The 14,794-nt window shown below is 51.4% G+C and carries 15 protein-coding genes; 4 read left to right on the top strand and 11 right to left on the bottom strand.

All coding sequences use genetic code 11. The features are described 5' to 3' along the window. The first annotated feature begins 309 nt into the window (after window positions 1-309). Both H627_RS0102640 and H627_RS16705 read left to right on the top strand, forming a co-directional pair. On the top strand, window positions 310-1,272 hold the full coding sequence (locus tag H627_RS0102640; RefSeq protein ID WP_035439835.1) for a metal ABC transporter substrate-binding protein: 963 nt from the start codon (window positions 310-312) through the stop codon (window positions 1,270-1,272). Window positions 1,273-1,396: 124 nt separating this feature from the next. Beyond that, complete coding sequence (locus H627_RS16705; protein ID WP_051225117.1) at window positions 1,397-3,034, top strand: ABC transporter ATP-binding protein; 1,638 nt, start codon at window positions 1,397-1,399, stop codon at window positions 3,032-3,034. On the opposite strand, the gene H627_RS19020 is transcribed toward H627_RS16705, so the two are convergent. From H627_RS19020 to H627_RS19935, 11 genes are all read right to left on the bottom strand, one after another. Beyond that, a complete protein-coding gene (locus tag H627_RS19020) occupies window positions 3,031-3,891 on the bottom strand; it encodes a glycosyl hydrolase family 28 protein (RefSeq protein WP_081674570.1) in 861 nt (286 codons plus the stop codon). The genes H627_RS16705 and H627_RS19020 overlap by 4 nt on opposite strands. Continuing rightward, window positions 3,842-4,246 (bottom strand): hypothetical protein, encoded by a 405-nt coding sequence (locus H627_RS19015; protein ID WP_162143217.1) that lies wholly within the window; start codon window positions 4,244-4,246, stop codon window positions 3,842-3,844. The genes H627_RS19020 and H627_RS19015 overlap by 50 nt, the downstream gene beginning before the upstream one ends. An 85-nt stretch (window positions 4,247-4,331) precedes the next feature. Continuing rightward, a complete protein-coding gene (locus tag H627_RS0102625; protein WP_027827674.1) occupies window positions 4,332-5,006 on the bottom strand; it encodes a YesL family protein in 675 nt (224 codons plus the stop codon). 38 nt (window positions 5,007-5,044) lie between these two features. Continuing rightward, on the bottom strand, window positions 5,045-5,914 hold the full coding sequence (locus H627_RS0102620; RefSeq protein WP_051225114.1) for a carbohydrate ABC transporter permease: 870 nt from the start codon (window positions 5,912-5,914) through the stop codon (window positions 5,045-5,047). Window positions 5,915-5,916: 2 nt separating this feature from the next. After that, entirely contained in the window at window positions 5,917-6,849 is a 933-nt protein-coding gene (locus H627_RS0102615; protein WP_223849915.1) for a carbohydrate ABC transporter permease, read from the bottom strand. Between the two features lie 87 nt (window positions 6,850-6,936). Continuing rightward, window positions 6,937-8,220 carry an ABC transporter substrate-binding protein gene (locus H627_RS0102610; protein ID WP_035439833.1) on the bottom strand — a complete coding sequence of 428 codons (1,284 nt, stop codon included), beginning with the start codon at window positions 8,218-8,220 and terminating at the stop codon, window positions 6,937-6,939. A 438-nt stretch (window positions 8,221-8,658) separates the two neighbouring features. Further along, complete coding sequence (locus H627_RS0102605) at window positions 8,659-9,204, bottom strand: hypothetical protein (protein ID WP_152319359.1); 546 nt, start codon at window positions 9,202-9,204, stop codon at window positions 8,659-8,661. After that, a complete protein-coding gene (locus H627_RS0102600; protein WP_056990055.1) occupies window positions 9,161-9,499 on the bottom strand; it encodes a hypothetical protein in 339 nt (112 codons plus the stop codon). Before H627_RS0102600 ends, H627_RS0102605 begins: the two co-directional genes overlap by 44 nt. 15 nt (window positions 9,500-9,514) lie before the next feature. Beyond that, complete coding sequence (locus H627_RS0102595; protein ID WP_027827668.1) at window positions 9,515-9,934, bottom strand: hypothetical protein; 420 nt, start codon at window positions 9,932-9,934, stop codon at window positions 9,515-9,517. Window positions 9,935-10,038: 104 nt separating this feature from the next. Further along, entirely contained in the window at window positions 10,039-10,455 is a 417-nt protein-coding gene (locus tag H627_RS19940) for an ABC transporter permease subunit (RefSeq protein WP_027827667.1), read from the bottom strand. Between the two features lie 59 nt (window positions 10,456-10,514). Then, window positions 10,515-10,778, bottom strand: coding sequence for an ABC transporter permease family protein (locus H627_RS19935; RefSeq protein ID WP_152319360.1), 264 nt, complete (start codon window positions 10,776-10,778; stop codon window positions 10,515-10,517). 780 nt (window positions 10,779-11,558) lie between these two features. Between H627_RS19935 and H627_RS0102575 the strand changes: the two genes are divergently transcribed. Further along, window positions 11,559-13,916: a glycoside hydrolase family 2 gene (locus H627_RS0102575; protein ID WP_027827665.1), complete on the top strand. Its 2,358-nt coding sequence runs from the start codon at window positions 11,559-11,561 to the stop codon at window positions 13,914-13,916. Between the two features lie 29 nt (window positions 13,917-13,945). Further along, window positions 13,946-14,773 carry a hypothetical protein gene (locus H627_RS0102570; RefSeq protein WP_027827664.1) on the top strand — a complete coding sequence of 276 codons (828 nt, stop codon included), beginning with the start codon at window positions 13,946-13,948 and terminating at the stop codon, window positions 14,771-14,773. The last annotated feature ends 21 nt before the right edge of the window (window positions 14,774-14,794 follow it).

The following is a 14,794-nucleotide window of genomic DNA, read 5'->3' as shown; positions in this document are numbered from 1 at the left end:
CAATCACTATGGGAAGTCTCTAAGGAGAAGATTCGTAAGATCCAAGATGTCTTAAACCACCGGTTAAGGAAGTGCCTTGGATACCGCAGCGCAATCGCGGCGCTCCAGGCCTCCCCCCTGGGCCTGGAGGAATCCCTGCCCACTACCTAAACCAATTCACATGGATGAGTCTTCACTGTTGCACTTAATTTGACAATTCGGGTTCCTTTAATATTCCCGTTGGTTCCTGCATCGTCATCTGCGGCACCGCCGTATTTGCCCTCAGTTTCCCGTTCTCCCCGAAACAGAATCTATTATGGAGGAAGAAAAATGTCCAAACTAAAAAAGCTGATTAGCTGGCTCGCGATCGGTCTGCTCGGCATCACGCTGGCCGCCTGTGGTCAGCAAAAGAGTACCCCGAACAAAAGCAGTGCTGTGCACGTCACCAATCGCCAAGTGCGGGTGGTGGCCACCGATACGATCATCGGCGACATCACCAAAAATATTGCGGGCAAGCATGCCCAAATTCACGTCATCGTTCCCACCGGCCAGGATCCCCACGAATACGATCCGCTCCCGGCGGACGTCCGCAGTACAAGCAAGGCAGATGTCATTTTCTACAATGGCGTCAATTTGGAAAATGCGCCCAATGCCTGGTTTACCAAACTGCAAAAGAATATCGGGCCAGCCGCCAGCAAAAAATCCCACGCCGTGAGCGACGGCATTGATGTGATTTATCTGCAAGGGAGAAATGAAACCGGTAAAGAAGATCCCCATGCCTGGCTGAATCTGGCCAACGGCATCATCTATGCCAAAAATATTGCCATTCAGTTGAGCGCGGTCGATCCTCAGCACAAAACAGATTATCAGCGCAATATGAAACGGTACACCGCCAAGCTTGCCCGGTTGGACGCTGCGGCTAAGACGAAATTCGCCAAGATTCCCGCGAATAAAAAATTGATCGTGACCAGCGAAGGCTGCTTCAAGTACTTCAGCAAAGCCTACAACATCCCGTCTGCTTATATTTGGGAAATCAACACGGAAGAAGAAGGCACCCCGGATCAGATTTCGTCTCTGGTGCGCAAGCTGCGACAAGTCAAACCCAAGTCCCTCTTCGTGGAGAGCAGCGTGAATGCCAAACCGATGCAGACCGTTTCGAAGGATACCGGCATTCCGATTCATTCCACTTTATTCACCGATTCGATTGCCGCGAAAGGCAAAACCGGGGATAGTTACTATGGGATGATGAAGTGGAACCTGGATAAAATTGCGGAAGGGTTGCGTGTGGATTAACACCAATCAAATAGTGGCCTGACACCAATCAGCAAATCAACTTGCAGATATGCAAGCTGTCAAGTCCCCCAATCACACACTCCTTATGCTAGAGGTACATCAAGCATAAGGAGTGTGTTTTATCATGACCCGCTACTTCAAACAATTCTGGCCCAGTAATCTGCTTTACTTGGGACTGACGACCATTACCTCAATCCAAACGATTCTTTCTGCTCTGCTTTCTGCTGCCCAACTGAACGCCCTCATCAAGTTCGACTTCCCGCTTTTCCTGCGTTGGGTGCTGTGGGATGTCGGCAACTTCATCATTTTGCTGGCCATGTATTACTGGCAGGCCATGCTGCGGGCGAAAACGACCCAGAAAATGGACAACGCGGTTCGGGATGATCTCACGAACCGGATCTGTGCCCTGCCCTACACGGCGTATCATGCCCGCCAAACAGATGACTACAGTTCCTGGCTGAGCAACGATATCAACCAGATCGAGACGCAAGGCTTTACCAACGTGTATTCGCTCGTCGATAGCGGCCTCATCGCGTTATTTTCGCTCATCACCTTGGTTACTATGCATTGGACTTTAGCCGCCGCGGCTTTGGGCTTTAGCGGATTGATGATCGTCGTCCCCGTCGTCATGCGCCGGCACATGGCGAAGGCCAGCCAGTTGGTCAGTCAAAAAAATGAGCACTTCATGCAAGTGGTGAATGACCATCTCAAGGGATTCGATACCCTGTTGGCCTTGAATCACCAGCCGTTGCTGCATGCCTTGATCCACGACGCGCAGCAGCCCTTAGCCGCCGCCAAAGTACATCAGACCAAGATCCAGGCCATCGCCAGTACGCTGGGCAATTTCACCAATATCACCGCCCAGATCAGCATCATCTTTATTACCGCCCTGCTGGCCTTCCAACATATCGTTTCCATTGGTTTGATTCAATCCACTGGCACCCTTTCCTTCCGCGTCTTCAGTATGCTGGCTAGCCTGTCTTCTCAGCTCACCTTGATCAGCGGCACGAATGCCCTGTTTACCAAATACGATCAGCTGCCCGCCCCGGCTGCTAAAGAAAGCCAAGTGCTGTCCACCGTGACCAGCGGTTTCGTCCTGCGGGATTTGACCATCACCTATGGTCAGACCAAAGCCGTGGCCGACTTGAATCAAGACTTTCGCCTTGGCGGCAAGTACGCCATCGTTGGCCCCAGCGGCAGCGGCAAATCGACCCTGTTCAACCTGCTGGCCGGCAAACTCACGGCTTATACCGGCTCGCTGACGCTGAATGGCCAAGAATATCGCACATTGAGCACCACAGCGATTCGCGACCAAGTACTTTATCTGGACCAAATCCCCTACATCTTTTCCGGCACGGTACGGGATAATCTCACTTTGGGTGATGACTATCCAGACGCGGCTTTGATCGCCGCCTTGCAGCGCGCGGATCTTTGGGACCAGGTCCGCCGCCTGCCCCAGGGCCTAGACAGCGGCGTGGGTGAAAATGGCCGGACGTTCTCCGGCGGCCAGCGGCAACGGCTAGCATTAGCCCGGGGCTTTCTGCGGCATAAACAAATCGTCCTGATGGATGAAGGCACGGCCAGTTTGGATAAAGACCAAGCGCTGAAAATCGAGGAAACACTGCTGGCCGATCCGAAATTGACGGTCTTGATGATCACGCACCAGTTGTATCCGGAAATCGAGCCGCAGCTGACCGGCGTCATTCGCATGATGCCCCGTCGTGAGCAACCGGAGCCTGCCCCAGTGGCGCACTTAGCCTAAACCAAAACGTCCAAATCAGACTGAGACACCAGCCTGGCTTGGACGTTTTGACATGATATTATGTTTACTTCTGATACTGGGTAAATAGCCGAGCTAAACAGCTGGATGACAGCTGCGGCAGGCCAGGTCTTTTTCTGCACAATTCGTATTTGACTCATGTAATCACCAACGTAAATATTTGCGGCGGAAAGATCAGCAACTTTTCCCCCATCTCGATAAATATCCTTGAACAGAATATCCCGTACCGGATGCGTGGAGTCATACCCAGCCACCAGGGAAACTTCTTCCCCCGGACCAGAGGTGATGTGAATATACTCAAAGGTAATATTTTCGATCAGCCGGCCTGGGGCCGGGTTGTAATCCTTGTTGTATTTCACCTCAACATCGAAAACGCGTCCGTGTTCGAGGGCATCAATGCGAATATTCTTGAACATCACATTGTGGATCGTATTCTTGTCCCCTGGATTCAACGCCATCACGCCCAGATAATTGGATTGAAATTCGTGCTGATCCAGGACGTCGATGTTTTCGAAACGGATATTTTCGATGACGTCGCCATCGTGGACCGCATCGCCGTGGGTACCCATATTCATCGGGTGCGCCACGTCTGCCCAGAGTACGCAATCCGTTACGGTCACATCATGGCTGTCGCCGTAATTGGTGAAGCGACTGCCATAGATAGCAATGCAGTCATCCGACGTCCGCAGGAAAGATCGGCGAATCGTGACATGACTGCAGCTCATCATGTCAAAGCCATCCGACCAGACTAAACAGCTGAAGGTCTTCACGTTATCAATCGTGATTCCGTCACTGCCGCCCATGGCAATCGTGTAGTGCAATGGAGACGTCGGTGGCATGGTCAATGGTCAACCCGTCGGCATAATAATACGGATCAAGATGGCCCTGATAAACGACTCCGCGGCCAAAAATATGCACATTGCGGGCTTGGCGAATCGCTAAACCGCCCATCAAGACGGCCCCAGGAGCCAGATACACCCGCGTATCACTGGGAATCTCCCAGATGTAACTACCGATGTAGTACACGCCTGGATCCACGTATACGAGTCGATTAACTGGTTGCGCCGCGATTTGATCATTAGCACTGTTGCCAATCGTATTGTGCAAAATCCCAGGCGCATCCCGCGCCGGTGCCTCTTCAATGCCCCCAGCAAATACGTACAGATTGTGGAACCGATCCTTATTGATCTCCACGCTGAAATTACCTGGTTGGTCTATTGTCAAGATTACTTTTTTGACCAGAAAAATACCCCGCCAGATTACTGCGGGGCAATACATATTACTTATTTTCCGGCCGATTATTAACGTAATCAACGACCGGTTGGAAGTTCACCTTGCACAGCAGTAAAGCTAGTGCCGGACCAAACAGTACGATATACACCGGAAACAGCTTCAGTAAAATGAAAGTCCCAACGATGATAATCAGGTTCATGTAATAACGGAACGACTTAACGACGCTCAGTTTCAACGTGAGAATTGCGGCATCCTTAACCGATAGCGGCCACGACACAAGGACAATAACTACATTGACTGTGAACGCCGCTGCCACAGCGAGCAAAACAACATTCAGCCACCACAGCAGTTCCATGCTGCCAATCTTCCCCGTCACAGAGAGGTTGAAGAGCATTAACCAGATCACACTGACTGGGATGGCTGACCATTTGAGGATGGTCAGACCTTTCTCCTTGAGGGCTCGGAAGAACGATTTCACCACACCATTATTTGTGTCGGCGTGCGCCAATGCGGACAAGCCAGCGTATAGCGCTGGCCCAGCGGGCAAGGTGCACACCACGTAGAGCAGTAGAGTCGCCACACTCAAGCGGAAACCAATCGCCGCTAAAATGAGCGGTGTATTCAGCACGAGCATCAACGCATTCACTTCAAATATCCAGATAATGTAATTGAGGTAACTTGAATAGTGGTAAAGCTTGTACATGAATTCTTGGTGATGCATGGCGATTACTCCTTACTTTTTTAACGCGCAGGACAAGATTATTTGCTCCCGCTGTTACCCAAGCCCAAGTTGAGATTGAACAGGTACTTCTGACCCCAGAAGTAGATGACGATCTGTGGGATGGACAAGCAGAAGGACAGGGCCATAACCAGCGAGGTATTGATCGTACCACTGGGGTTGGTCGCTGCGGACAAGTTGGCTGCCCCTAAGGCGAGCGTAAACTTGCTTGAATCTGACACATAAATCAACGGACCCATCAGATCGCCCCACGCCCAGTTGAACGTGAAAATTGCGATCGCCGCTAATGCCGGCATAACCAGGGGAAGCACGATTTTGCGGTAAATGCCGAAGTAATTCAGCCCATCCAATTCAGCAGCTTCGTATAGTTCGCCAGGAATAGCGGTCATGAATTGCCGCGTGAAGAAGATGTTGTACGCCGAGCCGAAGAACTGCGGAATAATCAGCGGCCACAATGTATTGTACAGGCCCAAGTTACGGAAGATGATGAATACAGGAATCAAAGTGATTTGACCAGGTAGCATCATGGTTGTCAGCAGTAACAGGAAGAAGCCATTCTTATGCTTGTACTGCATTTTAGCGAAACCGTAGGCCACGAAAGAACTGGACCACATCTGACCGATAATACTCAACACCACGACGAACAACGTGTTCAGGAACCAAGTCCCAATCGGATATTCACCGCCGAACATGTTGCCAAACAGTGTCCGGTAGTTCTGCCAATAAAATTCTTTAGGGAAGAAACTGAAGTTTTGAACAGCGTTGGTCTGTTTGCCGGCCAGAGAGATTGAAATCATATACATGAACGGGGCAAACAGGACGAAGCCAATCGCACACAGAACAACGTAAATAAACAGCTTGTGATACCACTTCATTTTTCGATCGAGCATGTTTATTTAACCTCCTGTTCATAGAATACCCACGCGCTGGATGACTTCAGTACGATAACCGACAGGATCAAGATGACGAAGAACAATACCCAAGCCATCGCTGACGCGTATCCCATCCGGTAATATGAAAAGGCGTTGGTATACAGATAAGGCACGATCATTTGACTGGCGTTATCCGGTCCACCTTTAGTCATCAAGTAAACCTGGGTGAAAGTTTGCAAGGACCCGATAATCCCGGTGATCAAGTTGAAGAAGATGACCGGCGAAATCTGGGGCAATGTAATATGCACGAACATCTGCATCCGTGTTGCTCCGTCCAGTGTCGCTGACTCGTACATGGCGTCATCGATACTATTGATGGAGGAGAGCAGCAAAACCATGGTCGCCCCAACGCCCCATACCGCCAAGAACACGAAGCTCAGCAGAACGATATTCTTATTCAGCAACCAGGACGGCCCTTGAATACCAATGAAGCTCAATGCTTTGTTCAGCAAACCGTTGGTGGCTAAAATATTGGTGAATAGGATGGTACTAGCTACCGCCGGCACAATCGCAGGCAGGTAATAAAGAGTACGGAAGAACCGCATGCCCTTCAAGTGGAAACTCAACAAGTACGCCATGCCTAAGGAAAGCAGCAGATTCAACGGTACACTGATGGCAGCGTACAAGAACGTGTTCTTCATTGAAGTTAAGAAAATCGGATCTTTGAATAAATTGACATAGTTCTGAATACCAATGAATTTCATCTGAGTCATCAAATCCCAGTTAGTAAAACTCATAAAGAACGAGAAAATCATCGGGCCTGCAGTCAGGCATAGAAAACCGATCAGCCAAGGTGATATGAAGAAGAAAAACCAGTTGCGGTTCATCCGCTCCCGCTTCTTGGCCATGGATGTGTTGCGCTCATCCATTGTCTTTCTTTCGGTTGCTTCCATGAGTAGTCACTCCTTCTACTAGATATGCGAAGAGATTGTCTCAGCTGCCGACAATCTCTCCCCATTTACTTCACGCTAGACAGACGCTTAGTACTTATTCACAATTGTCTGTAATTTAGATTGTAAAGACTTAAGCGTTGCTGCCGGAGTTTGGTGACCAAGAAGCATTTCCTTCAACTGATTGGACGTTTCCGTCATTGCTTCAGCGTACCACGGTCCTTTAAGCATGCCATCAATTTTGACCTTCCGCTGGTTTTCAGCAATGGCCTCCATATTGACCGTCTTGCCCATGATCTTTTGATTCTGGAATTCCTTAGAATCCAGCACCTGCAAGTTAGCCGGGCAGTCCATCAAGTTCTTGCCCAGAATCTGTTGGGCCTTGTAACTACCCATGTACTTAATAAACTTCCAAGCCGCATCTTGGTGAGCCTTGTCGGACTGCCGAGAAATCGTCAAGGCAGAACCAGTGGACCAAGTGTACTTGCCGGGCATCGGAGCAATGTCAAACTCCATACCCTTCAGCTTCATGCTGGGTTGAATTTGCCACATACCATCAAGAATCATGGCTACCTTACCGCCTTGGAACCGGTTAACTTTATCTTCAGAAACTTGGTAAGGAATGCTGGATTCCTTGAAGTTCTTGTTGTACTCTTCAAAAGTCTTCACGTTCTCGGGTGAATTGATCGTTGCTTTCTTTGTGGCAGCATTGATGACGGAGCCGCCATTGCTCATCATTGCGCCGCCCCAGCCAAGGACGTAGTCAGCGACCTGCGTACCGTATTGCTTCTTTTCTTTGCCAGTACCGTCAATGGTCAGCTTCTTGGCTGCTTTGTAAAAGTCTTCCATGGTCCACTTGTCGTTCGGATAGGCTAAGCCGGCCTTATCAAAAATCTTCTTGTTGTAGATAAGAATACCGGAACCGCCCCGGTCAGGCATACCGAAAAACTTGCCTTTCCACTTGTACAACGCAGACGCATTGCCATACGTCTTAACCATATCGAGATTGTCTTTCTTAATGTAAGGATCCAAATCAATAAATGCATTCTTAGAAGCAAAGCCAGTCCCGTTTTCGGCTACCTGGGCAACATCCGGTGCTTTGTTCCCGGCAATCATGGTCTGCAGCTTGGTATCGTAGTTGTCGCCAACTGTGATGGTCTTAACCTTGATCTTTGGGTTAGCCTTTTCGAAGGCCTCAATCCGCTTTTGATAGTCGCCCTTGTATGTGTCGGTACCGCCCCAGTGCATGAACTGAATGGTTACCTTGCCATTGGATTCCCCACTGGTATTGGACGAACCGCCTCCACATGCCGTTAGTGTTAATGCAGTAGCTGTGACCATTAAGGTCAGGCCAATCTTTTTCCAGCCCTTCATCACAAAACTCCTCCTCGAATTTTACTAAATTTTTGACGATTGCACGCAACTCATCGAAGTGATCTTGAGAGTTTTCCTTGTTTCCATCAATTGTCCGGACAACTAACGGTACTGTATTCTCAATACCGTACTTTCTGTTTGCGCTTACACCGTATATAATATACGAGACTATTGTAAAAGTAAACACTTCCACACACATATAATGCCAATTTGTCCGGAAAAGTTTTACTGGAAACCGTTTACTAAACGAGAAGACCGACATGACGACCTTCCCTCTATTTTTGTTCCGTACATCTTCTGGATTTAACTTTATTGGTCCTTTTTTGTTCTAGTCATCTGGCGCTGCCCCTCACTTTTCCGCGTCACTATAAAAACAGCATAGCATCGCATTGTTCTAGCGATCCTATGCTGTTTGCTACAAATACGTCATCTTTTACTTCACTTCGTCATCAGCGTGCGCTCTCCAAACACATGGATCTCCCCGTAATCAATCACCCCCGGATAAGCCGGATCCGTCGGCAAAACGGGTTCGTCAACTTGGAACTTCAAGTAGCGGTAAGCGGCCTGCTTGTCTTTACCCATTGGGAAGGTCTGCGGCATGGTCACGCAATCCGTCATGTGTTCCGTCAACTTCGTCCAGGCCTTTCCGTCCAAAAAGCCGTAAACATTGGTCCCCTGACTGCGGTGCGGGAAGCCGGTGCGGGCTTGGATCATGAACGAGGTCGGCCGCACGCGGAAGTCCGGGCCAAAGTCGAAGATCTGGGGTGCTTTGAAATCACCATTAGTTGACCCGGGATCGTCGTCCAGCAGGCGGGTGAGATTAATTGTTCGCTGCTGATCACCGACATAAGTGGTCACCATATCTGGAGAAGCGACATAATTCAGGCTGCCGTCGCTCAGGGTGGGATTGTTGAAGCGTCGTGCAATAAGCCGCCAAAGCTTACGGGAAGTCGGTTGAATAGGGCTCTTTGCCGACGGTGGCATGGACCTGATCGTAGGCTGCTTGGCGATCCTGGACAACGTTCAGCGTGAGTGTCTTGGTCACGATCGTAGTGCCGTCATCGGCTGCAATCACCGCCTCGTATACACTTACCTTAGCGGGTTGCCAATGCAGACTGCGGCCATCTGCCGCCAAAATCATTCCGGCTGGTTCCTGCCGAGTGGCATTGGTGATTGTCACCGACCAAGCGGTTTGCTCACCGACCAAAACGGTGCCGCCGGGCTGGTTAAAGTATTTCAGCGCGGCAAAGTCCACCGTGACGGCCGAATTACCAATCACGGCATAGAAATCGGTTTACGCTGAATGGACGGTTGAATCGGAATAGGCCAGGGTCACCCATTGGCCATGGGTATCGGGCAGTGCAATCGTCTGATACGCCGTGCCAGATTCATTGCTGACACTCACCAGCATCTTGGCGGTACCGTTAGATTGGATCCGCAATCCGTATTGGCCAGTTACCGATTTGACCAAACCGGCTAAGGCCAGCTGGTGGCCGCCGCGTACAATGATCTTGTCTTTGGGATAGCTTTGATCGTACGCCGTTTCATGAATCTGTTTCTGGTTAGCCGCCGCGCGCACGGCGATATAGTCGTTTTTCTTGACCGCCAGATGTTGATCGAGGACCTTCCCGAATTGGCTGCAGGCGGCGTCGCTGGTTGCGGCCTGGACTGCCGCTGGCCGGGCTTGATCATTTTGGGCCCTCTGCCACGGCATGGACAACCAATACTCCACGCTAATTTTAGTCGTTTTGTTGTCACTGTTGCTCCCCCCCAAAAAAAAATTTCGGAGGCCCGCGCCTTCGTAAAAGATGACATTGTTCAGATGCGTGGCCTACTGCACCACCGCCAAACCAGAAGTGAAGTATTTCTGGACAAATGGATGGAATACGACAACGGGGCCAATGGCGACCACAGCGGTGTCCATCTTGGCAGCGATATCCGGCAGATTGGCTGTGGAAATGGCACCCCTTGCCGAGTCGCTTCTTGAATGGTCTCGACGTTCTTCATGATCAGGAACTGCAATGGATACAGGTTCGGGTCAAAAATGTAAAGTAAAGCGCCGAACCAAGTATTCCAGTAACCCAACGCGGAGAACAGACCGATCGTGGCCAGCGCCGGTTTGGCGACGGGCAGGATGATCTTGAACAAAATGGTCATTTCTGGCGCGCCATCCATTTCCGCCGATTCGGAAAGCGACCGGGGAATGGAAGAAAAGAAGTTGCGCAGCAGGAACATGTTCCGGGGCTGATGACCCCGGGGATGATCAGTACCCAGATGGTGTTATCCATGTGCGGCTACTTGCTGATCAGCAGGCAGCTCGGCACCAAGCCGGCACCGAACAGCGTCGTGAAGTACACCAAAAAGTTGATGGTGTTCCCCAGCTTCAACCGGCCGGTGGACAGCGGATGGGCCATCATTGCACTCAGGATCAGGCTCAAGAGGGTGCCCACAACGGTGATAAAGATCGTCACCCCATAGGACATGAAGATCTGCTTGCCTTCAAACAATATTTGGTACGCCGCCAAGGATAAGCTATGGGGAATAAATGTGAATGCCATATTCCGTCAAACTGGCTTCGGACGAGAACGATGTGCCGATCATGAATAGGAACAAGATCAGACACAAGAGGGCGAAGCTGACACCAATGATCGTGGCAACGGCGATATCGCCTTTAGTTTGGTAATGGATGCGCTGAAATCAGGGGTGCTTCTTGCGCACGGCGCCGCGACCTGATTGGTCCTCCGATTCTGCGGTAATTTCTGCGGCTGTTTGTTTCATAATGAGCCACCTCCCGATGAAAAGATTGCGAGTTGCGATGCGAATTTCTTAGCAGCCACATGTATTGCAGTAATGCCCAGAAACAGCTGCAATAAGAATTAATACATTAGCTGATTCGGACAACCAACGATTCTTAGTGCGGTCCTACAATGATTCGTTCTCTCCTCCCCCTCAACCAACACTGCCAGATCAAAACCATTGTTCAACACATTAATTAGCCAGAATTTTAGCCGGACAAGTTGACACTATATTATTTTTGGGCAAAACAAATGCAGCTGGCTTAAAAGCATTTTCCAGATGGTTCCGTCTATTAACAGCTGTTGGCGCGATAATTGCTTATCATCGGTTTTAAGCTTTGGCACGATAATTGCTTAGCAGCATCTTATTATTCTCGCTTACATTTGGTACTATAATCTATAGTTTTCGTAAAGTGAGCCCTTTCAACAAAACTTCTCCGGTTAATTTACTAAAACATTTTCTGGAATTATCTGGACAACTTCCGTTAAATCTCGTACATTCTAGATAGTTGCTCTAGAAAGCGCAATCAATAGGAGGAAACCATGGAACAAATACAATTACGGACGTGGCGCTTCAGCCATACTGACGCCCAATCGACCTGGCAAAAAGACTTCGATGATACTGACTGGGAACGGGTCAGTGTGCCCCATGATTGGAGCGTTCATGAACCCTTTGATCGGCATAACGCCAGCGGCACCGGCTACTTAAACGGCGGCGTGGGCTGGTATCGGGGACATTTCTCCCTGACGGCGTTATCCCGCTCAGACCATGATACGGTGATCCTGAAATTTGCTGGGGCTTACCGCAATAGTGACGTCTGGGTCAATGGCTATCACTTGGGCGGCCGGCCTTCCGGGTATGCGGAGTTCAGCTTCGATATTACGGATCTCTTGGCGGATGCCCCGGATGATGATCTGGTCATCGCCGTCCGGCTGACGCGGCAGGAACTGGCTGATTCCCGCTGGTTCAATGGCACCGGGTTGAATCGGCCCGTTTATCTGGAAGTTCACCAAGCGCTGATGATCCCCGATTACGGGACAACTTTCACCACCCCGGCGGTCACTGCAGACCAGGCGACGGTGCAAATTCGTCATCAGGTCCGCAATCGTTTAGTAAATACGCACCTCGTGACCGTCACGGATACACTGACTCGCCTTGATACGGACCAGACAGTGTCATTGACCCATACAGAAACGATCAAAAGTAATGAAGAAAAAGTCGTCACCAGCAGTACCGTGCTGCCCCAACCGGCCCTGTGGTCGGTGGATCATCCCCATTTATATCGGTTGACGACCACGCTGACCAGTGACAGCAGTGATGTGCAAAGTACGTACACCCAAATTGTCGGGATCCGCAATGCCGCGTTTGACCCGAATACTGGCTTTCACTTGAACGGCCAGCCGCTGAAAATCAAAGGTGTGTGCCTCCATGAAGACGCTGGCGTGCTGGGCACGGCGGTACCGGCCTCCGTTTGGACACGCCGGCTGTTGGCGCTGAAGAAAATGGGGGCCAACGCGATCCGGATGAGTCACAACCCGCATACGCCAGCGCTATATGATTTGTGCGACCAGTTGGGCTTCTTGGTCTTCGACGAGGCCTTCGATGAATGGGAGAACCCGAAAAACAAGTGGTGGCAGGGGCACAACGTGTATCCGCCGAAGTTTGGCGGCTATGCCCACGACTTCCCCCACTGGCACGCGGCCGATCTGGCGAACATGGTCCAGCGGGACCGCAATCACCCGTCTATCATTGCCTGGAGCATCGGCAATGAAGTCGATTATCCCAACGATCCGTATGCCAATCCCTTGTTTAAAGAAATGACCGGCAACAATGATGCTAATAAACCGGCCGCCGAACGGGAATATAATCCGGATCGACCGGATACCCGACGGTTGAGCGTGATTGCGGCTGAATTGGCGAAGATCGTTAAAGCCAACGACGACACCCGGCCGGTAACCTTAGCCGCCGCCTTCCCGGAACTGTCCGCCCGCACTGGTCTGCTCAACGCACTGGATGTCGTCGGCTACAACTACAAGGAACACCTCTACGCTCAGGATCACGAACGCTTCCCGACGAAGCCCTTCATCGGCAGCGAGAACGGTCACGACTATGCCGCCTGGCGAGCGGTGACTGACCATGAGTATGTCGCCGGCCAGTTTCTGTGGACCGGTATCGACTATCTCGGCGAGGCCCAGGGCTGGCCGATCCACGGGTCTGGCGCGGGACTGCTCACGCTGGCCGGCTTTCCTAAGACACCTTATTATTTACGCCAAAGCTGGTGGGCAAAAACACCCGTATTAAAGATGGTCACCGTTCCCCAAGGTACGTTACACTATCCATGGGAACCGCTTTATCGGCGGTGGGACTATGTACCTGGTTCAGTCATTACCGTCCGCTTCTACACGAACTGCCAGCACTTGCAGCTGACCCTGGGGACTACCCCGCTGTCGGCGCCGGTTTACGATGCCAAACACGGCTATTACGAAACCACCATCGCCTACAAGAATGAGCCGCTGCTGGTCCGCGGGACGTATCAAGGCGCGCAAGTCACCGATACGCTGGTCCCCGTAGGTGCTCCTGCTCAGCTGCACGCGGCGGTATGGTCTGATCCCCTGGCCCCGCAAACCGCTGACGATGATGTTTACCAAATCGAAATCACGCTGCTCGACCAAGCCGGCCATCCCACTGAAGCGGAACAAATTATCCATGCTGCCGTGACCGGCGGCACACTGCTGGGGCTGGAGAACGGCAATCTCGCGGACACGACCGACTACAGCGCCGATTATCGCCGGACACTGGCGGGGCACTTGGTCATTTTTGTCCGCAGTACTGACCCCGCTCGCACCACGGTCACCTGTCAGACCAACGGCCTGGCTCCCGTCACGATGACGTTGCAATAGTATATAAGAAGAAAGGAATCTAGTTAAGTATGCTGCAATTGACGATTCTGAACGCCCAAGGCGCAATCCGCCAGGGTAAAAACGACTACGATGACGCGCCCAAGGACCTGCACAACACCGGCAGCGACAGTGTCTTTTTAGCCACCCAAGCCCTTACCTATGCAGATGGCGACATCATTCGCCTGCAAGTGGATCGCGTGCCCGGATACTACGTGGTGCAGTTTGACGAAACCTTGGCGCCCACCCTGGTTTATTTGACCACCCCGATTTGGGATTACCCAATCGATCTCAGTCAAAATGCCCAGGACGCCCGGCCCGAGGCGGCGTTTAAGACCCAGCGCCATTACCTCAGTGCCCGGCGTGCCTGGCCGGAGGAGACCGACACTTACCGGGATTGGGCTTTGAATCCCCACGACCAGCCGCAAGCCACCGGTATCTTCCCCCATGCCCACGCTAACGTGGAAACCCGCAACGACGCGACTTTCTTTGCTCAAAACGCCATTGACGGCGTCTGGGCCAGCAATCTCCACGGCGAATACCCCTACCTGTCCTGGGGTATCAACCAGGATCCCCACGCTGCTTTGACCGTGGAACTGGGCCGGCCGGTCATTCTCGATCGGGTCGGGGTCGTCTTGCGGGCCGATTTCCCCCACGACAGCTGGTGGGACACCGCCGTCCTTACTTTTTCTGATGGCCAAAACGAGGTCCTGACCCTGCGCAAGACCGGAGAACCGCAATACTTCGATTTTGCCGAACACACCGCCACCGCCGTCACGTTCCATGATCTGCATCGGGCGGACCCTGCGTCCCCATTTCCGGCGTTGACTGCCCTGCAATTCTTTGGCCGAAATGCATGAATCCGGTTGCTTTTCTGGCTA

This window comes from Schleiferilactobacillus harbinensis DSM 16991 (assembly GCF_000425885.1).
GTDB classification, from domain to species: domain Bacteria; phylum Bacillota; class Bacilli; order Lactobacillales; family Lactobacillaceae; genus Schleiferilactobacillus; species Schleiferilactobacillus harbinensis.
The sequence above is the reverse complement of the archived record's forward strand: the minus strand, read 5'-3'. Positions and strand labels throughout refer to the sequence as shown.